A 17,842-nucleotide genomic window follows, 5' to 3' on the forward strand; every position below is an offset into this window, starting at 1 on the left:
CGCGTCCGGCCCTTCCCGCGTCCGGCCCTTTTCCGCGGCCGGCCCCTTACCCGCGTCAGGTCCCAGGACTCAGGGCTTGATCATCACCTTGAGCGCACTGCGGTCGTCCATCGCGCGGTAGCCGTCGGGGACCTCGTCCAGGGACACGGCCCGGTCGAAGACGGGCGACGGGTCGATCGCGCCGCTGAGCACGTCCTCCAGCAGCTCCGGAATGTAGGCGCGGACGGGGGCCACGCCACCGCGCAGGGTGATGTTGCGGTCGAACATGACGCCGAGGTCGAGACCGGTGCCGCTGCCGTGCGGGACGCCGACGTAGCCGACGGCCCCGCCGTCGCGGGTGATGTTCACGGCGGTGCGCATGGACTGCTCGGTGCCGACCGCCTCGATGACGGCGTGTGCGCCCCGGCCGCCGGTGAGCTCGCGGACGGCCGCCTCGGCGGCCTCCCCGCGCTCGGCGACGACATCGGTGGCCCCGAAGAGCTTGGCTATGTCCGTACGGGCCGCGTGACGGCCCAGTGCGATGATCCGCTCGGCGCCGAGGCGCTTGGCGGCGAGGACGCCGCACAGGCCGACCGCGCCGTCGCCGACGACCGCGACCGTGGAACCCTTGCGCACGCCCGCGCCCAGCGCCGCGTGGTGGCCGGTGCCCATGACGTCGGAGAGCGCGAGCAGCCCGGTCAGCAGGTGGTCGTCGGAGACCGCCGCGGCGGGCAGCTTCACCAGGGTGCCGTCGGCGTGCGGGACGCGCACGGCCTCGCCCTGGCCGCCGTCGTGGCCGACCGAGCCCCAGAAGCCACCGTGCTCGCAGGAGGTGAAGAGTCCCTCGGCGCAGTAGTCGCAGGTGCCGTCGGACCACATGAAGGGCGCGACGACGAGGTCGCCGGCGCGCAGCCCCGACACGGCGGAGCCGGTCTCCTCGACGATGCCGAGGAACTCGTGGCCGATGCGCTGGCCGGGCTGGCGTTCGGCTTCGCCGCGGTAGGCCCAGAGGTCGCTGCCGCAGATGCAGGCACGCAGGACGCGGACGACGGCGTCCTCGGGGCGCTGGATCGCAGCGTCGGGCACCTCCTCCACGCGGATGTCGTGAGGGGCGTGGATGACGGTGGCGCGCATGGTGGTGCAGTCCTCCGGCTAGGGATCGTTCAGTCTTGGCGGTGCTGCCCTTGTGGGGCTTCCCTACGGTACGCCTCGTGCGCGGCGAGACTGCCGGTGGCCAGGAGGTACTGGGCGGCCAGGTAGGTGGCCATGATCCAGAAGTCGGGGCGGGGCAGCTGGGGCCATTCCGCGACGCCGGTGGCGATGAGCATGTCGGAGACCAGGAACAGCGCCCCGCCGATCCCGGCCCGCAGGCCCATCGCGCTGGAGCGGTAGGCCATGGTCGTGAGCAGCAGGCTGTAGCCGGCCACGGGGATCCGCAGGTCGGCGGGGAGGTCGCTCCAGAGCAGCGCGACCGTCCCGAGGAGCGCGAGTGCGTACGCGCCCCCGAGCAGCGGGTTCGTGGCCCGCCGGCCGAAGAGGACGAGGTAGCAGACGTGCCCGGCGGAGAAGGAGCTCATGCCGATCAGGAAGGCGGCCTCGGCGTCGAAGAGCAGTGCCAGGTCCCCGCCCCAGCCGAACAGCAGGGCGGCGGTCAGCAGGCGGGGCGCGCCGCGGGTGACCACGTAGGCGACGAGCAGCGGCATCAGCAGCGGCTTGGCGATGACGTGCCCGAGGTGCCAGTCGGCGAGCAGCGACCCGAGGTCGAGGGCGGTGGCCGCGGCGAGGGCCGTGAGGGCGGCCCGGCCGATGCGGGCCCGCCCTGCGGGCGCGGGCGCGGTGGCCCAGGAGGGCGCGCGGCGGCCCGTGGACTCGGCGGCGCTCACGCGCTGGTCTCCTGCGCGGGGGCCGGGGCGGAGGCCGGCGCAGAGGCCGGAGCCGGAGCCGGGGCGGGGGCCTCGGTCGGGACCGTCGCCGGCTGCCAGCCGGGCCCGCGGAAGACCCGTCCGGCGCGCTCGCGCCAGCTGCCGGCGGCCCGTACGTCCCGGGCGATGGCGGCGTACTCGTGGGTGGCCACGCGCAGCGGGTTGTAGGTGTTGATGTTCTTCGTCAGGCCGAAGACGGGCTTGTCGGTCTCGCCCACCCAGGAGCCGAAGATCCGGTCCCAGATGATCAGGATCCCGCCGAAGTTGCGGTCCAGGTAGCCGCCCTGGGAGGCATGGTGGACGCGGTGGTGGGAGGGGGTGTTGAAGACGTACTCGATGGGGCGCGGCAGCTTGCCGATGCGCTCGGTGTGGACCCAGAACTGGTAGACGAGGTTGACCGAGTAGCAGAACGGGATCGCGGCCGGATGCACGCCGAGGGCGACCATCGGCAGGTAGAACGGCCAGGAGGTGGCGCTGGTCCACGGCTGGCGCAGGGCGGTGGTGAGGTTGAACTTGCGGCTGCTGTGGTGCACCACGTGGCAGGCCCAGAGGATGCGGATGACGTGGTGCCCGCGGTGCTGGAAGTAGTAGAGGAAGTCCTGCACGAGCAGCATCAGCAGGACGGTCCACCACAGGACCGGCACGCGCAGCGGGGTCAGCTCGTAGACCGCGGTGTAGATGGCGACGACCGGGATCTTCCAGAGCAGGTCGAAGCCGATGCTGCCGATTCCCATGCCGATGCTGGTGACGGCGTCCTTGGTCTCGTACCCGGCGGCATCCTCGTCGGGATGTATCCGGTAGCTCACCAGCTCCACGACGGTGAGCAGCACGAAGGCTGGTATGGACCACAGCACGACATCGGGCAGGTTCGGCATGTCCGCACCATAGAGGCGTGTTCAGGGGTGCCGCTAGAGGTTGTTACCGATCGGTATCCATCGGGGTTACCGCGGGTACCGGCCGGGCCGGCCATCCGGCCCGGCCGGGGTGTCACCAGACGCGGACCGAGCCGCCGCGGGCGAAGGCCGGGCTGGTGGCCGCGGGCGGGATCTCGGTGAGCGGCTCGGCGATCTCCGAGACCAGCGGGCCGTGCTTGGCGGCGACCGCGTCCAGCAGGGAGAGGTCGAAGCCGTAGACGCGGGCCGCGTTGCCGCCGACCATCGCGGCGACCTCCGCCCGCGGGAGGCCCGCGTAGGCGATGCGGAGGCCTTCGCGGGAGAAGGGGGTGGTGCCCTCGTCGTGGGGGTAGTCGCTGCCCCACATGATCTTGTCGAGGCCGATCCGCTCCCGGAGCGGGACCTCGTGGGGGCGCATGAAGCTGGCTCCCACGAAGCAGTTGTCCCGCCAGACCTCACTCGGGCCCTTGCCCATGGACTGCGCGAGGCCCGCCCCGAACTTGGACTCGGCCGTGGCCGATGCCGCGACGAGGCGGCCGTGGTAGTAGTCCAGCATCTCCATCACGCCGGGGATCCAGCCCGAGCCCTGCTCGGTGAGGACCAGCTTGAGGCCCGGGTGGCGGCGGAAGGCCCCGCCGAAGATGAGGTGCCACAGGGCGCGGTGCGAGAACCACGTGGTCTCCACCATGAAGACCGCGCGGGCGGCGGGTTCGTCCCCCAGCGGGGGCGAGGCCGAGCCGCCGTGGTGGTTGACCGCGACGTCCAGCTCGTCGCAGACCGCCCAGATGGGGTCGTAGGCGGCGGAGTACAGCTCGGGGATGCCGGATCCGGGCGGGGCGCCCGGGAGCAGGATGCCGCCGGTGAGGCCCGCCTCCTTCGTGCGGCGGATCTCCTTCACCGCCTCGTCGACGTCGTTGAGGAGGATCTGGCCCACGCCCGCCCGCCGGCCCGGGGCGTCCGCGCAGAAGTCGGCCAGCCAGCGGTTGTGGGCCCGCAGGCCCGCCCAGCGGAGCTGGAATTCCGCCGCCGTGGGGGCCGGGGCCATCAGGGAGGCGGTCGGGAAGAAGGGCGGGATGGTGTTCGGGAAGAGGACTTCGGCGACGATGCCGTCGGCTTCGAGCTCCGAAAGGCGGCGCTGGGAGTTCCAGTTCCGGTCGGCCGTGTCCGCGAGGAGGTCCTCGTACGGATTCACGTACGAGGCGGCCCAGGCGTCGAACTCCTCGTGGTGGCGCTTCTCCAGGTACGGCTTGTAGTCCAGCAGGTCGGCGCCCGCGTGGCAGTCCGCCGAGATGACCGTGTAGCGGTCCTCCATCAGGACACCCCCAGGACCGGGAAGTCGTGGTCGGTGAGCCAGTGGCGGCCCACCTCGCGGGAGCGGGCCCAGGAGGCCTCCACCGCCGCCTGGTCCGGGGACTGGCCGAGCTCGGCCGGGGTGGGGCCGATCCGGCGGGCGATCGGGGCCAGCTTGGCCGTGTCGAAACCGAAGACCTCGGCTGCCGCCAGGCCCAGCATCCGGCGGGTCTCCGCGACCGGGATGTCGTGGAAGGTCTTCTTCAGCCAGCTCCGGGTGTTCGGCCAGGTGCCCTCCGGGTGCGGGAAGTCCGAGCCCCACAGGATGTTGTCCACGCCGATCTCGTAGCGCTGCGCCAGCTCCCGGCGCTTGGTGTTCGTCGCGCAGATGAAGACCTGGCGGTCGAGGTACTCGCTCGGCGGGCGCTTCAGCTCCTCGAAGGGGGAGAGCTTCTTGCCGCCGTGCGCGCCGAGGTAGAGGCGGTCCATGAACCACAGCTGGTTCGGCAGCCACCAGCAGCCCGACTCGGCGACACCGAACTTCAGGCCCGGGTGGCGCTCGAAGACCCCGGACCAGAGCAGGAACCAGAGCGGGCGGGCCGGCCACCAGGTGACCTCGGAGACGAAGATGCCGAGGTGGTCGCCGTACTCGTGGCGCGGCGAGGACCCGGAGTGGGTGACGATCGGCATCTGCGTCTCGGCGGCCGCCGCCCAGACGGGGTCGTAGCGGCGGTCGTGGTAGGGCGCCTTGTCCACCCACATCGCGGGGATCATCAGCGCGCCCAGGCCGGACTCCTTGGCCCGGTGGACCTCCGCGACGACCTTCGAAGGCTCGCCGGTGATGGGGAGCAGGGCGACCCCGCAGTGGCGCTCGGGATGCTCGGAGACGAACTCCGCCAGCCAGCGGTTGTGCGCCTGCGCGCCCGCCATGCCGAGCTCGGGGTCCTGGTCGCCCGAGAGGCCGAGACCGACCCCGAAGGGGGCGGCGGTCTGGCTGTCGACGGCGTCCGCGTCGGGGAAGACGACCTCGGCGGCCACCCCGTCGCCGTCGAGTTCCTTCAGTCGCTGTCCGGTGTCCCAGCCGCCCTTGAGGCCTTCCTCGTGGTCGTGGAACCACTTCTCGGCGAAGGCCTCGTTGCGGACGCCCAGGCGAGTGGCCTCCGCGCGGCGGGCGTCGCGCTCGCCGAGGAACTCGTCGAACTGGGGGTGGAACCTGCTGTCCAGATACGGCCGGTACTGCTCGGTCGGCAGGCCCGCGTGGCAGTCGGAGGAGATGATCAGGTACGGGTCTTCGTACGGTGCGTCACTCACGGGAGCGCCCCTCAGTCGAGTCAGTCGAGGATGAAACTTTCCAGGTAGGCGGGGTTGGACCGGTCGAGCATCGACTGCGAGCGGGCCCGGATCTGCCGGTCGCTGTGCTCGCTCGCCGGGAGCATCCAGAAGCGGTCGGCGCGGATGCCGTCGACCACGTGCCCGGCGACCTCCTCGACCGGGGTGAAGTCCACCTGGTGGCCTGCCCGCTTCATCGCCGCCTCGTACTGGTCGAGGCTGCGGTACGGGGACTTGCGCGGCCGCTGCTTCGCGTACCGCTCGGGCCGGTTGCGGTGCGACTCCCACAGTCCGGTGCGCAGCATGTGCGGTCCGGGGAAGAGGACGGAGGCCCCCACGGCCGCGCCCTCCGCCTTGAGGTGGGCGTAGAGCGACTCGGTCATGGTGACCACGGCCGCCTTGGTGACCGCGTACACGGAGGCGGTGGGCAGCGGGGCGATGCCGCCGTCGCCGGAGGAGGTGTTGACGACGTGGCCGGGGCCGCCGCCCGCGATCATGCGGGGGACGAAGGCCTGGATGCCGTGGAAGACGCCCCACACGTTGACGGAGAAGGCCCACTTCCAGTCGTTGGGCTCGTGCTCCCACATCCGGCCCTCGGCGCCGGAGCCGACGCCGGCGTTGTTGCAGAGCACGTGCACGGCGCCGAAGGCCTCGTACGCGGCGTCGGCCAGCTCGATCACGGAGTCGCGGTCGCTGACGTCGACCGTCTTGGCGAGCACCTGGGCCCCGTCCGCGTCGAGTTCGCCGGCGGCCTTGCGCAGGGCGCCCTCCTCCACGTCGGCGAGGACGACCTTCAGTCCCTCGGCGGCGAAGCGGCGGGCCATCGCGAGACCGATGCCGCTGGCGGCGCCGGTGACCACGGCCACCTGTCCTGGTTCGAGCCGCATGTCAAACCCTCCCCTCTGCCGATCCCGCCGGGGGTGCGTCGAGGATCTGCATCGGGTCGTCGTAGCGCTGGTGGATGTACGGGAGCAGGGCTTGGGCGCTGACCCGTTCGACGACCCTGCCCTTCTGGTCGGTGGTCTTCTCGCCGATGGTGATCTCCACGATCCGGCGGACGGGGAGGTCGGCGATCGGATCGAACATCGACTCCCGCAGGACGACGTCCCCGGTGACGTGCTCCAGCTTGCGGACCTTCTCGTTCCGCGTGCAGTGCACGAGGACCGGGTCGGCGTCGAAGCCCGAACCGTCCACGGCCGGCAGGAACTTGAAGTAGAAGTCGGTCTTCTGGGTGGGCTCGGGGAGCGGCAGCTCGCGGTCCACCGCCCCGCGCACCTCCACGAAGGCGATCCCGTGCCGGGCCAGGGAGGCCCGTACGACGAGCCCGTCGCGCTCGACGGTGACCTCGCCCAGCTTCTTCGGCTCCCCGAAGACCTCGCGGCCGCCGATCAGGGCCCGCTCGTGGGTCATCGGCATGACCAGCGGGTACCAGCCCTCGACCCCGCCGTGCTGGGCGGCGACGGCCACCGAGCCGGCGCCGAGCGGGTAGCCGGGCAGGTCGACCTTGCTGATGTTGGCCCGTACGAGGGGCCGCTCGGCGGGCTTGAGCGGCGGCGGCAGGACCGCCGCCACCACGTCGGGGTCGCTCTCCCAGACGGCCACCACACCGGTGGACCAGATGTCGGGGAGCTTGGAACTCTTCTCGCGCGACGCCGCGATCTCGGCCTCGGTCCGCGCTCCGTACCGTACGCGTGCCATGTCTCGCACCACCTCTCGGTTCGGTTCTGTAACACAGTTACACCGCGACCGATGAAGGGTAAAGACCCCTGCACGCACCAGAACTGACACTGTGCCAGCTTCGAAGCCTCGACAGATTGGTGGGCCGGATCCATGGCCAGAAGTACGCTGACCCGCGACGAGGTGCTGGACGCCGCCGCGTCCCTGGTCAAGCAGCACGGCCCGGCCGCCCTCACCATGCGCAAGCTCGCCGCCGAGCTGGGCACCGCGGTGACGTCCATCTACTGGCACGTCGGCAACCGCGAATCGCTGCTCGACGCCCTCGTGCAGCGGACCGTGGCGGAGATGGGCGCGATCCGGCCGGCCGGCCGCGCCCCCGCCGAGCGGATCCTGTCGGTGGCCCGGATCCTGCGCCGCGAGCTGCGCGAGCGCCCGCACCTGATCGCGATGGTCCACGAACGCGGGCTCACCGAGCGGATGTTCCTGCCCGCGCAGCAGGCCCTCGTCCACGAGGTGCACGCCGCGGGGCTGCGCGGCGCCCGGGCGGCCGACGCGGTGCGCGCGATCCAGTTCCAGATCGTCGGCTTCCTGCTCGTCGAGCGCAACCGCGAACGCGCCCCCGCGCAGTCCCCGGCCGAGAGCGACCTCTGGGACCCGGCCGCGGCCCCCCACGACCCCGCCCTCGCCCGCGCCCTGGCCCGTCCCGCGGATCCGGAGCGGCTGTTCCTGCTGTCCGTACGGGCCCTGGCGGACGCGCTGTTGAAACCGCCGCGCAGCTAATCGGTTTGCCCCGGCGTGCGGGCCCGTGATGGGATCGGCGGTGCGGGGGCGGCTCCGCGGCGTGCATCCTTCTCACTCCTTTTACAAAGAACCCGCGCGCCCACTCTCCGCCCCCGCTTTGTCGTTCGCGGAGGGGGAATCCACCAGTGTCTGCCATCGAGTCCGTCCTGCTGCGCCGGACCCGGACCGTCTACGTCGACCAGGCACCCGCGTCGGACGTGGGGGACGCGTGGAACGCGCCGGGCCCGATCCCGGCCCCGGGCTTGCGGCGGCTGGAGATCGACCTGCTCGACCGGGGCCACTCGGTGAGCCCCGGGCTGTACGCCGCCCTGAGTTCCCTCTCCCCCGCCGGCCTGGACGCCACCGGGGACCGGCTGGTGGCGCAGGTGGACGAGCTGCTCGGCTCGGACCGCACTCACGTCCCGCTCTTCCGCCACTTCCCGCACTCCGCCCCCGAGGACACCGACCGGCTGTACGTGGACCGGGTCCTCAGCCTCCTCGCCCAGCAGCCCGCCCAGATCTGCGCGCTCTGCGGGACAGCCTGCACCGTCTTCCCCGTCGACCCGTGTGGCCATCTCGTGTGCCGGATGTGCTGGGACGCCCGCGACTACACGGCCTGCCCGTTCTGCTACCTCCCGATCGACCCCGCCGCCCCCTTCCTGCGCACCGGAGACCGCGAGTCCGAGGCCGCGCCCCTCGGCCCGCTGCGGGTGCTGGGCCTGGGCACCGACCAGCACCTGGACGCGCTCACGGAAGTGAAGCACCTGCTCCGGCAGGAGACCCCGCTCTCCCCGCAGGACCGCGAGGACCTCACCATCCTGCTGGCCGCCGTCCCGGCGGACCTGGAATGGCTGCACGACGAGGAGGTCCCCGTACGGGAGACCAAGGCGCTGGCCCTGGGCACGCTGCTGCCCCGGGCCGCCGACCGGGAGCCGCTGTCGCGGCTGCTGACCACCGCCACCGACGTGCTGCGGCTGCTCGCCGTACTGTCCGGCGGGGAGGCGGGCCTGCTGCCGCTCCCCCGGTTCACTAGCCCGGACCGGCGGCTGCGCCGGGAACTGCTCGCGGTGCTCGACGCCCTGCCCACGGGGAACCTGGTCGAGGACGTGCTGCGGCATCCGGCGGCCTGGAAGCGGGCCGCCGAGACCCTGCACCCCTTCGAGCACCACGCCCGGTACCCGAGGGCGGCGCTCGCCTTCGCCGTGCTGCGGGGCACCACCGTGTCCGCCGCCACCCCGCTCGGCGCGGCGCTGCTGGAGACGGCCGCCGCGCACCCGGAAGCCGTCCGCGTGGACGGGGACCGGATCCGGCCCGCCACCTGGCCCGGCCGGATGGAGCAGGCCCTCGCCGAGGGGGACGCGGGGGCTGCGGCCGCGTTCGCCGGGCAGCGCCCGGGTGAACTCGTACGCCGCCTCGACCACCTCCTGCGCCTGCACCCGGGCGAGGAGCTCCTGCCCGAGCTGGAGGAGGCGCTGGAGCGGGGGCTGCCCAAGGTGGGCGCGGGCCCGCTGCTGTCGGCGCTCGGCGCGCTGCGGATCCGGGCGCAGGACCGCAGGAGCGGGCGCCGGGTGTTCTTCCCGCGCGGCCAGGTCGCCCGGGCCCAGGTGGCGTGGGAGGAACGGGCCCCGCTGCCCGCGCCCCTCGTCGAGGCGGTCACCGCCCGGCTGGAAGCCGAGGTGCTGCGCCGGTTCGGCTCCGACGCGTGGGACCGGTTCGGCCTGGCCGTCCTGGACTCGGGGCTCGCGGACCTCACCGTGCCCTTCGGTGAGCGCACCGCCGCCAAGTCCCTGGTCGCCGTCCCGCGCGGCAGCACGCAGACCCTGCCGGAGGGCGAGGTGCTGCGGCTGTTCCTGCACTGGACCGAGCCCGCGGGCAACCGCACCGACCTGGACCTGTCCGTCGCCTTCTTCGACGCCGAGTGGAAGTTCACCGGCCTGTGCGACTACACCTCCCTGCGGCACGGGCCGCGCGGGGCCGCCACGCACTCGGGCGACTTCACCTCGGCGCCCGCTCCCGACGGCGCCACCGAGTACGTGGACCTGGACCTGGCCGCGCTCGCGAGGAACGGGGACGTCTTCGCCGTGCCCCTGGTCCTCAGCTTCAACAACGTGCCCTTCGACGAGTTGCCGGACGCCTTCGCGGGCTTCATGGGCCTGCCGGCGGACGGGCCGCGCGACGCCTCGTACGATCCGCGCACCGTCCGCCAGCGCTTCGACCTGGCCGGCGAGTCCCGGGTGGCCATGCCGATGGTCGTGGACCTGGCCGCCCGCCGGGCCCTGTGGGCGGACGTCCACCTGCCGGCGTCCGGGGGCTTCCAGAGCGTCCGCTCGCACGGGGAACGGCTGGCGTCCGTCGCCCGCGACGTGTGGGAGCACTTCCGCTCCGGCGCCCGCACCACCGTGTGGGACCTGGCGGTGCTGCGGGCCGCGGCCCGCTCCCGCGAGGTGGCCGTCATACGCCGGGCTCCGCATCCGGGGCTGTCCGACGAGCTGTGGCTGTACCGGGCCGGGGCGGACGAGCCCGTGGCCGGATTCGCCTCGCGGATCGCCGCCCTGGAGGAGCCGCAGGAGCGGCGGGAGCCCGCCGACGCCGACGCGGCCGCCGGGGAACTGGCCACGGGCAAGCACGTGTTCGTGGCCACCGTGTCCGCGAGCGTGACCACGCAGGATGCCACGGGGACCACGTGCCGGGTCTTCCCGGGGCCCGCCGAAGTGGCCGGATCCCTTGGTTGCAAGGGCGTCGGGTACCTGATGCTGGAGCTGCACCGGCTGGACTGACGGGCCTTCGGGCCACGGCTGTCAGTCGGGGCCGATATCCTCTGTGACCATGCTCGACGACCGTACGACCGCAGAGACGATGTGGCCGACCGCGTACCCACAGGGGTACGCGGTCGTCGACGTGGAGACCACCGGGCTCGCTCGCGACGACCGGATAGTCTCCGCAGCCGTCTACCGGCTCGACGCGCAGGGCAATGTGGAGGATCACTGGTACACCCTGGTCAACCCGCAGCGGGATCCGGGACCGGTGTGGATCCACGGTCTGACGAGCGCGATGCTCGCCGACGCGCCGCTCTTCAAGGACGTCGCCGAGGAGTTCGCCGGCCGGCTCGCGGACCGGGTGCTGGTCGCGCACAACGCCATCTTCGACTGGCAGATGATCGCCCGGGAGTACGCGCGGGCCGCCGCGGCCGCGCCGGTCCGTCAGCGGCTGTGCACCATCGCCCTGTCGAAGGAACTGAACCTCCCGCTGCCCAACCACAAGCTGGAGTCGCTCGCCGCGCACTTCGGCGTGGTCCAGCAGCGCGCCCACCACGCCCTCGACGACGCGCGGGTGCTGGCGGAGGCGTTCCGTCCGTCGCTGCACGCGGCCGCGCGCGACGGCGTACGGCTGCCGCTGCTGGAATGCCGTCCGCTGACGGAGTGGTCGGACTCCGCCGCCGCTCCCCGCGTGGGCTACCAGGCCTCGTACGGGAACAGCAGCTGGCGGCCCTCGCGCAAGCGGCCGCCCTGCCCGCACCCGAATCCGGGGCGCTACGAGGACGGCGGCCCGCTGAAGCAGGGCATGCGCATCGCCTTCTCCGGTGACACCTCCGTGGAGCGGGAGCTGCTGGAGGACCGCGCGGTCGAGGCGGGCCTGCACATCGCGACGAGCGTGTCGCGGCTCACCAGCCTCCTGGTGACGAACGACCCCGACTCGGCGACCTCCAAGACGGTCAAGGCGAAGTCCTTCGGCACGCCGGTCGTCGACGAGGCGGCCTTCACCCAGCTGCTGCGGGACGTGGCGGACGCGGAGTCCTGAGCCCGGGCGGTTGCGCCGGGTGGGTGCAGGCACGGCGACTCACCCCGCTGGATCTTGTTCCGGTCCTTCGCCGTGCGCAGCATTCGGCGCATGGCACGTTGTGAGGTCTGCGGAAACGATTACGGCATGTCCTTCGAGGTGCACGCGCAGGGCGCCGTGCACGTCTTCGACTGCTTCTCCTGCGCCATTCACCGCATGGCGCCCGTGTGCGAGCACTGCCGGGTCTCGATCATCGGACAGGGCGTCGAGGTCGAGGGCCAGTGGTTCTGCGGGGCGCACTGCGCCCGTGCGGAGGGGAAGGTGGGCATCGTCGACCGCGTCTGAGTCCCCCGCCCCGGCCCCTGATCCCGTACGCCATGACCCCGGACGGCCACCCGGCCGCCGGGGTCCTCCGCGCTGGGGGTACCGTCGTGGGCGTGTACCGCTTTGTGCTGACCCGGCAGTGGGTGTGCCTCACCCTCGTCGCCCTCGCCCTCGTCCCCGCGATGATCAAGCTGGGGTTCTGGCAGTACCACCGCCATGAGCACCGGGTCGCGCAGAACCGGCTGATCGAGACGAACCTGCGGGCGGAGCCGGTCCCCGTCACCGAGATCACCTCCCCCGGACACCGGGTCCCCCGCCCGGACTTCTGGCGAGCGGTCACCGCGACCGGCACGTACGACACCGCGCACGAGGTGGTCGTCCGGATGCGGACCTCGAACGACGACAAGGTCGGCTTCCACGTCGTGACCCCGCTCGTGCTCGGCGACGGCCGGGTGGTGCTGGTCGACCGCGGCTGGGTGCCGGGCGGCGACGACCCCCGCGCCCACCCGCCGGTGCCGGCCCCGCCCGCGGGCGAGGTCACCGTCACCGGCCGGCTGAAGGCCGACGAGACGAGCGGCGGCAGCGGCATCAAGGACCGCAAGGGCCTGCCGGACCGCCAGGTGATGCTGATCAACAGCGCGCAGCAGGCGGAGTACCTGGGCCGGCCCGTCCTCGGCGGATACATGGAGCTGACCGCTCCGGCCCCGTCGGACGGCAGCCCCGAGCCCGTCGCCGACCCCGACCACGACTCGATCGGCCCGCACATGGCGTACGCCGTCCAGTGGTGGCTGTTCACCGCCGCGGTACCGGTGGGCTGGGTGATCCTCGTACGGCGGGAGAAGCGCGACCGCGAGGAGGCGGCGGCCAGGGCCGAAGCCGTCGAACAGGAGCCCGCGACGGCGTAGCGTGTCGGCATGGATCTTGGACTGAAGGACCGTGTCTACATCGTCACCGGGGCCACGCGCGGCCTCGGCTTCGCCTCCGCCCGTGAACTGGCCGCCGACGGCGCCAAGGTGCTGGTGACCGGCCGGGACGAGAAGCGGGCGGCCGAAGCCGCCGCCGAGCTCGGCCCGAACGCGGCCGGTGTGGCGGCCGACAACTCCGACCCGGCGGCCGCCGGGCAGCTCGTCGCCACCGCGCGCGAGCGCTTCGGCCGCTTCGACGGCATCCTCATCAGCGTCGGCGGACCGGCCCCGGGCTCCGCGGCCGACAACACCGACGAGCAGTGGTCCGCGGCCTTCGAGTCGGTCTTCCTGGGCGCCGTCCGGCTCGCGCGGGCGGCTGCCGCCGAGCTGGGCGAGGGCGGGGTCATCGGTTTCGTCCTGTCGGGCTCGGTCCACGAGCCGATCCCCGGCCTGACCATCTCCAACGGCCTGCGCCCCGGCCTGGCGGGCTTCGCGAAGTCCCTCTCGGTGGAGCTCGGCCCGCGCGGGATCCGGGTCGTCGGCCTGCTCCCGGCCCGCATCGACACCGACCGGGTGCGCGAGCTGGACGCGCTGTCCGGCGACGCGGAGGCGGCCCGGGCCGGGCACGAGTCCCGGATCCCGCTGCGGCGTTACGGCGCCCCGGAGGAGTTCGGCCGCACGGCGGCCTTCCTGCTCTCCCCGGCGGCCTCGTACCTGACGGGCGTCATGCTCCCGGTCGACGGCGGCTCCCGGCACGGCTTCTGAGCCGCCGTCCGTCTCCTGGGGCTCCGCCCCAGACCCTGCGCCTCAAACGCCGGCGAGGCTGAAAGACGGGGGCAGCGCCCCCGGCAACGGCGCCGCAGCAGACCACCCGGGCTAGGCCGTCTCTTTCGGATCTTGTCGGGCCCGCGACGCCTGGCACCGCACCTGGCCGCGTTGTCGGGGCGCCCGAGTACGTCCAGTACGCGGCACGCCCCTCCGCCTTGCCATGCACGGCACCAGACGCCGCGGGCTCGGCCGACAAGATCCGAAAGAGACGGCCTAGGTGACCCGCTGGGCCCGGTGCGACGTCACCGTCAGGCGGGCCTCCGTCGGGAGATCGGCGAGGCCCGCCGAGGTGCGGGCATGGGTCAGGACCGGGCCCGCCACGGCGGCCAGGGCGTCGGCGGGGACCGCGTGGGGTTCCAGCTCCAGCGCGACCCGCAGCGCGGGCGACCCGCGCCGGCCGCGCAGCGCGACCCGGCAGCCGGCGACCCCGTCCAGGGCGCCGGCCTCCGCGGCCACCGCCTCCTCCAGCGCACGCCCGCGCAGCAGGGCGAACGCCCCGTCCCCGGTGTCCACGACCACCGCCTGGAGCCGCGAGCGCTTCAGCTGGGACAGCAGCCACCACAGCGCCAGCAGCACGCACAGCCCGAGCCCGGCGAGCACCGCCCACCACCACCAGCCCTCGGCATGCCAGTACCGGCGCCGGGTCGCGGCGGTCAGCAGCGGCTCGTGCCGGCCGTGCAGCGGCCACGAGGCCGTCAGCACCGAGACCCCGGCCGCCAGCAGGACCACTCCGACCACCGCCAGCAGGATCCGGTTCACCACCCCGAGCATCCCGCTCACCTCCTGACCCGTACCCGTGGCTGTGGCGGGTGCGCGAGGCCCAGTTCCTCGATGCCGACCGCGAGCACGGCGTCCAGGTCGGCCCGTACGTCGTCCAGCTCGCGGAAGTGCGAGGTGGCCCGCACCCCGATGTGGGACCGGCCCACCTTGACCCGGACCGACCGCACCCCGGACACCTCCATGGCCCGGTCGCGCAGGACCTGCGCGGCGTCCTTGCGCCCGAGCCCGGCCCGTACCCCGCTGTCCGGGCCGGACGTCCGCATCGGCAGGATCCCGCGGAGCCCGGGGGTGAGCGCCAGCAGCAGGAGCAGCGCCCCGGCCACAACCAGGGCCCCGCCGGTCAGCTGTACCGCGAGGTCTGCGGGGGTGTGCCGGTCGAGCTGGTGGCCGAGTTCGCGGCGCCATCCCATGCCGGGGCGGTGGGCCCGTACGGCGGCCAGGTCGTAGAGGAAGAGGACCGCCACCGCCAGCACCGCGAGGGCGGTCAGCGCGGCGGGGACCCGCCGGGCGGAGCGGAACCGGGCGGCCGGGCCCGGGCCGGGGGCCGTCACCGCAGCCGCCGGTCCCGCCCTGCGGCGGTCCGGGTGTGGGTGGAGTGCAGGTGCTCGATGTCGATGTCCACCTCGGGTACGGACATCTGCGCGTACTCCTCGATGCGCAGGGCGACCTGACGGCGTACGGCCGCGCACTCGCCGGCGAGGTCGGAGGGATAGCCGAGCTCCAGGCTCACCCGTACCCGCGCGATGTCGTGGTGCACGGTGACGGTGGCGTGCGGGGGCCCGCCCACGGGCCCGGTGAGCGCCTCCCGGGCGGCCTGGGCGGCGATCTTGGCGACGACCCGGTCGGCGATACGGGTGGCCCCGCGCTCGGCGGGAGGGACCTTCGGCGCACTGACCCGGGGCGGGTTGCTCATCGGCGCTCACCCGCGCCGGTCGTCGCGGCGGCGGAACAGGTCCCCGGGATCCAGGTCCCCGTCGAGGAAGCGCCCGGCGACGAAGCCGAGGGCGCCGAGGGCGGCCACCAGCAGGAAGGCTCCGAAGCCGCCGAAATAACCGGCGAACGCCAGGGCCATACCGGCGAAGAGGCCGGCGATCGCCATGCTCATTGCGGGCTCCTCTCGGCTACTGGAGACGGGTTTCCGGCTCCTCGTCGGGCTCGTCCGGCAGCTTGACGTCGCTGACGGCGATGTTGACCTCGACGACCTCCAGGCTGGTCATCCGCTCGACCGCCGAGATGACGTTCTCCCGGACCGCACGCGCCACGTCGCGGATCGAGACGCCGTAGTCGACGACGATTTCCAGGTCGAGGGCGGTCTGGACCTCGCCGACCTCCGCCTTGACGCCGCGGCTGACGGCGGCCTTCGCCCCGCCGGGGACACGGTCGCGGACGGCACCGAAGGTCCGGGAGAGACCGCTGCCGCTGCCCATGGCGTGCACGCCGACCACTTCGCGGGCGGCCAGCCCGGCGATCTTCTCGACCACCCCGTCGGCAATGCTCGTGCGTCCCCGGTCGCCGGGCTCCTTGGCGGAGCTGCCACCGCCTGATGCGGATTCGGTCATGGCGTGCCCTTTCGCGCGTGCGGACTCGGACTCACACCACGTTAAGCGCGCGACCGCGCTGGCGCCCCAGGACTACGCCGCTCGGCCGGACCGGTTGCCCCGCGCCTCGGTCTCCGGTGCGGCTCAAAGACCGGGGCTCCGCCCCGCACCCCGCTCCTCAAACGCCGGAGAGGCTGGATTTGGCTACTGCCGTCCGCCAGGCGCGGCTGGATTGCCCGCAGGGCAATTTCAGCCTCGCCGGCGTTTGAGGCGCGGGGGTCCGGGGGCAGGGCCCCCGGCAGCGGCGCGGCGCCCCGCAGGTCAGTCGGACAGGCCTGCCAGGTCGCGGAGGCGGCGGGCCTGCGCGGCACGCTCGGCCGTGCGCTGGTCGTCGTACGGGCGCGACGGCGCGTCCCGCAGCAGGGCCTTGGTCTCGATCACGGCGTCCCGCGGCGGGGCCAGCAGGGCCGTGGTGAGGTCCTGGACGGCGGCGTCGAGCTCGTCCGCCGGGACCACGAGGTTGGCGAGGCCGACCCGCTCCGCCTCCTCGGCATGCACGAAGCGGCCCGTCGCGCAGATCTCCAGGGCGCGGGCGTAGCCGACCAGGGAGGTCAGGGGCTGGGTACCGGCCAGGTCGGGGACCAGGCCCAGGCTGGTCTCGCGCATGGCGAACTGGACGTCGTCCGCGACCACGCGCAAGTCGCACGCGAGCGCGAGCTGGAAGCCGGCGCCGATCGCGTGCCCCTGCACGGCGGCGACGGAGATGATGTCGTTACGCCTCCACCAGGTGAATGCCTCCTGGTACTCGGCGATCGTGGAGTCGAGCAGTTCGTCCGAACCGCGCGCCAGATCGATGAAGGACGGCTCGCCCTCGAAACCTTCGGGGGTGAACGCCTGCCGGTCGAGCCCTGCGGAGAAGGACTTGCCCTCACCGCGCAGCACGACGACCCGGACGGTGCCCGGCAACGACCTCCCGGCCTCGGCCAAAGCCCGCCAGAGCGCGGGGGATTGGGCATTTCGCTTGGCCGGATTGGTCAGTGTCACCGTGGCGACCGTGTCGTCGACGGTGAGTCGTACGCCGTCCTTGTCGAGCAGAGCCATCTCTATGCCTCCGGTGTGCAGTCGGCCGCAAGCTCGGCCTAAGTGACTGCACAGTAACCACCCAGCCGACCGGATGGCCGACCGGGGGTCACCGAAGGAACCGTCGGATCATGTGAGCGTTGAAGCCGTTGACGCGTTGGAACCGATGGGACCGGGGTCAGGCCGTAGCCGCCTTCTTGCCGCGCGTCGCGCCACCGCGACCACGCAGCGAAACCCCGGACTCACTGAGCATCCGATGGACGAATCCGTAGGACCGGCCGGTCTCTTCGGCCAGCGCCCGGATACTCGCACCGGAGTCGTACTTCTTCTTCAGGTCTGCCGCGAGCTTGTCGCGCGCGGCGCCGGTTACCCGGCTGCCCTTCTTCAGAGTCTCGGCCACCCGTGCCTCCTCATGGGAAGTGCGCTCTGGACTTCTCATGATCACCCCTCCCACGCTTCCTGGCCACCCATTCCGCAAGGTCGGTACGGCGGCATTTCTCAAGTGGTGGACACTCCAGCAGAACGGAATCTCCTCTTCCGCCGCATGACTTCCGTCACACTCCACCGCCCTCGACAGGAATCACCAGGTCAGAGGCGGGGCGCCGGAAAAGAACGGCCCCGGCCACGCACCCTCACAGGTGCGGCCGGGGCCGTAGTACAGCGCCGCAACGGTACGAGACCGTCTCACTCAGATGATGGATCACCCCTGAGCCGAATGATCCATAAGGAACTGGATCAAA

Annotated in this window: 20 protein-coding genes; 6 read left to right on the forward strand and 14 right to left on the reverse strand. The window is 72.8% G+C overall.

The annotated features are described in order from the left end of the window. Positions 1-69: 69 nt before the first annotated feature. The 7 genes from ACZ45T_RS18290 to ACZ45T_RS18320 all read right to left on the reverse strand — a co-directional run bounded on the left by ACZ45T_RS18290 (position 70) and on the right by ACZ45T_RS18320 (position 7,111). Positions 70-1,113, reverse strand: coding sequence for a zinc-dependent alcohol dehydrogenase family protein (locus ACZ45T_RS18290; RefSeq protein WP_468442404.1), 1,044 nt, complete (start codon positions 1,111-1,113; stop codon positions 70-72). A gap of 29 nt (positions 1,114-1,142) precedes the next feature. Then, positions 1,143-1,787 carry a lysoplasmalogenase gene (locus ACZ45T_RS18295; RefSeq protein ID WP_468442741.1) on the reverse strand — a complete coding sequence of 215 codons (645 nt, stop codon included), beginning with the start codon at positions 1,785-1,787 and terminating at the stop codon, positions 1,143-1,145. A 71-nt stretch (positions 1,788-1,858) separates the two neighbouring features. Next, on the reverse strand, positions 1,859-2,776 hold the full coding sequence (locus tag ACZ45T_RS18300) for a sterol desaturase family protein (protein WP_468442406.1): 918 nt from the start codon (positions 2,774-2,776) through the stop codon (positions 1,859-1,861). 112 nt (positions 2,777-2,888) lie between these two features. After that, positions 2,889-4,106: an amidohydrolase family protein gene (locus ACZ45T_RS18305; protein ID WP_468442408.1), complete on the reverse strand. Its 1,218-nt coding sequence runs from the start codon at positions 4,104-4,106 to the stop codon at positions 2,889-2,891. After that, entirely contained in the window at positions 4,106-5,395 is a 1,290-nt protein-coding gene (locus tag ACZ45T_RS18310; RefSeq protein WP_468442410.1) for an amidohydrolase family protein, read from the reverse strand. Before ACZ45T_RS18310 ends, ACZ45T_RS18305 begins: the two co-directional genes overlap by 1 nt. A gap of 20 nt (positions 5,396-5,415) precedes the next feature. Beyond that, positions 5,416-6,300, reverse strand: coding sequence for an SDR family NAD(P)-dependent oxidoreductase (locus ACZ45T_RS18315; protein ID WP_468442412.1), 885 nt, complete (start codon positions 6,298-6,300; stop codon positions 5,416-5,418). 1 nt (position 6,301) lies between these two features. Further along, the gene (locus ACZ45T_RS18320) at positions 6,302-7,111 is read right to left on the reverse strand and encodes an acetoacetate decarboxylase family protein (protein WP_468442414.1); all 810 of its coding nucleotides are present in this window, start codon (positions 7,109-7,111) and stop codon (positions 6,302-6,304) included. 132 nt (positions 7,112-7,243) lie between these two features. On the opposite strand from ACZ45T_RS18320, the gene ACZ45T_RS18325 reads away from it, so the two are divergent. From ACZ45T_RS18325 to ACZ45T_RS18350, 6 genes are all read left to right on the forward strand, one after another. After that, the gene (locus ACZ45T_RS18325) at positions 7,244-7,870 is read left to right on the forward strand and encodes a TetR/AcrR family transcriptional regulator (protein ID WP_468442416.1); all 627 of its coding nucleotides are present in this window, start codon (positions 7,244-7,246) and stop codon (positions 7,868-7,870) included. A gap of 146 nt (positions 7,871-8,016) precedes the next feature. Further along, positions 8,017-10,647 (forward strand): MXAN_6230/SCO0854 family RING domain-containing protein, encoded by a 2,631-nt coding sequence (locus ACZ45T_RS18330; RefSeq protein WP_468442418.1) that lies wholly within the window; start codon positions 8,017-8,019, stop codon positions 10,645-10,647. A gap of 43 nt (positions 10,648-10,690) precedes the next feature. After that, entirely contained in the window at positions 10,691-11,668 is a 978-nt protein-coding gene (locus ACZ45T_RS18335; protein WP_468442420.1) for a DEDDh family exonuclease, read from the forward strand. Positions 11,669-11,758: 90 nt separating this feature from the next. Then, entirely contained in the window at positions 11,759-11,992 is a 234-nt protein-coding gene (locus tag ACZ45T_RS18340) for a hypothetical protein (RefSeq protein ID WP_078938101.1), read from the forward strand. Between the two features lie 92 nt (positions 11,993-12,084). Continuing rightward, positions 12,085-12,876: an SURF1 family cytochrome oxidase biogenesis protein gene (locus tag ACZ45T_RS18345; RefSeq protein ID WP_468442422.1), complete on the forward strand. Its 792-nt coding sequence runs from the start codon at positions 12,085-12,087 to the stop codon at positions 12,874-12,876. Positions 12,877-12,885: 9 nt separating this feature from the next. Then, positions 12,886-13,641 (forward strand): SDR family oxidoreductase, encoded by a 756-nt coding sequence (locus tag ACZ45T_RS18350; RefSeq protein WP_468442424.1) that lies wholly within the window; start codon positions 12,886-12,888, stop codon positions 13,639-13,641. Positions 13,642-13,917: 276 nt separating this feature from the next. Here ACZ45T_RS18350 and amaP read toward each other — a convergent pair whose 3' ends face one another. The 7 genes from amaP to ACZ45T_RS18385 all read right to left on the reverse strand — a co-directional run bounded on the left by amaP (position 13,918) and on the right by ACZ45T_RS18385 (position 17,502). Continuing rightward, positions 13,918-14,475, reverse strand: coding sequence for an alkaline shock response membrane anchor protein AmaP (amaP, locus tag ACZ45T_RS18355; protein ID WP_468442743.1), 558 nt, complete (start codon positions 14,473-14,475; stop codon positions 13,918-13,920). Between the two features lie 5 nt (positions 14,476-14,480). Then, positions 14,481-15,035, reverse strand: a complete 555-nt coding sequence (locus tag ACZ45T_RS18360) for a DUF6286 domain-containing protein (protein ID WP_468442426.1) — start codon at positions 15,033-15,035, stop codon at positions 14,481-14,483. After that, positions 15,032-15,397, reverse strand: a complete 366-nt coding sequence (locus tag ACZ45T_RS18365) for an Asp23/Gls24 family envelope stress response protein (RefSeq protein WP_468442428.1) — start codon at positions 15,395-15,397, stop codon at positions 15,032-15,034. The genes ACZ45T_RS18360 and ACZ45T_RS18365 overlap by 4 nt, the downstream gene beginning before the upstream one ends. A gap of 6 nt (positions 15,398-15,403) precedes the next feature. Next, on the reverse strand, positions 15,404-15,589 hold the full coding sequence (locus ACZ45T_RS18370) for a hypothetical protein (RefSeq protein WP_468442430.1): 186 nt from the start codon (positions 15,587-15,589) through the stop codon (positions 15,404-15,406). 16 nt (positions 15,590-15,605) lie between these two features. Continuing rightward, a complete protein-coding gene (locus ACZ45T_RS18375) occupies positions 15,606-16,043 on the reverse strand; it encodes an Asp23/Gls24 family envelope stress response protein (protein ID WP_468442432.1) in 438 nt (145 codons plus the stop codon). A 300-nt stretch (positions 16,044-16,343) separates the two neighbouring features. Next, positions 16,344-17,123 carry an enoyl-CoA hydratase/isomerase family protein gene (locus ACZ45T_RS18380; RefSeq protein WP_468442434.1) on the reverse strand — a complete coding sequence of 260 codons (780 nt, stop codon included), beginning with the start codon at positions 17,121-17,123 and terminating at the stop codon, positions 16,344-16,346. A 157-nt stretch (positions 17,124-17,280) separates the two neighbouring features. Then, positions 17,281-17,502, reverse strand: coding sequence for a helix-turn-helix domain-containing protein (locus tag ACZ45T_RS18385; RefSeq protein WP_030010789.1), 222 nt, complete (start codon positions 17,500-17,502; stop codon positions 17,281-17,283). Positions 17,503-17,842 lie beyond the last annotated feature (340 nt).

Source organism: Streptomyces sp. NPDC030995 (assembly GCF_055571215.1).

Coding starts and splice junctions, on each gene's coding strand:
- ACZ45T_RS18290 (WP_468442404.1), bottom strand. CDS start 1,113: ATGCGCGCCACCGTCATCCACGCCCCTCACGACATCCGCGTGGAGGAG.
- ACZ45T_RS18300 (WP_468442406.1), bottom strand. CDS start 2,776: ATGCCGAACCTGCCCGATGTCGTGCTGTGGTCCATACCAGCCTTCGTG.
- ACZ45T_RS18305 (WP_468442408.1), bottom strand. CDS start 4,106: ATGGAGGACCGCTACACGGTCATCTCGGCGGACTGCCACGCGGGCGCC.
- ACZ45T_RS18315 (WP_468442412.1), bottom strand. CDS start 6,300: ATGCGGCTCGAACCAGGACAGGTGGCCGTGGTCACCGGCGCCGCCAGC.
- ACZ45T_RS18320 (WP_468442414.1), bottom strand. CDS start 7,111: ATGGCACGCGTACGGTACGGAGCGCGGACCGAGGCCGAGATCGCGGCG.
- ACZ45T_RS18325 (WP_468442416.1), top strand. CDS start 7,244: ATGGCCAGAAGTACGCTGACCCGCGACGAGGTGCTGGACGCCGCCGCG.
- ACZ45T_RS18340 (WP_078938101.1), top strand. CDS start 11,759: ATGGCACGTTGTGAGGTCTGCGGAAACGATTACGGCATGTCCTTCGAG.
- ACZ45T_RS18350 (WP_468442424.1), top strand. CDS start 12,886: ATGGATCTTGGACTGAAGGACCGTGTCTACATCGTCACCGGGGCCACG.
- amaP (WP_468442743.1), bottom strand. CDS start 14,475: ATGCTCGGGGTGGTGAACCGGATCCTGCTGGCGGTGGTCGGAGTGGTC.
- ACZ45T_RS18365 (WP_468442428.1), bottom strand. CDS start 15,397: ATGAGCAACCCGCCCCGGGTCAGTGCGCCGAAGGTCCCTCCCGCCGAG.
- ACZ45T_RS18370 (WP_468442430.1), bottom strand. CDS start 15,589: ATGAGCATGGCGATCGCCGGCCTCTTCGCCGGTATGGCCCTGGCGTTC.
- ACZ45T_RS18375 (WP_468442432.1), bottom strand. CDS start 16,043: ATGACCGAATCCGCATCAGGCGGTGGCAGCTCCGCCAAGGAGCCCGGC.
- ACZ45T_RS18380 (WP_468442434.1), bottom strand. CDS start 17,123: ATGGCTCTGCTCGACAAGGACGGCGTACGACTCACCGTCGACGACACG.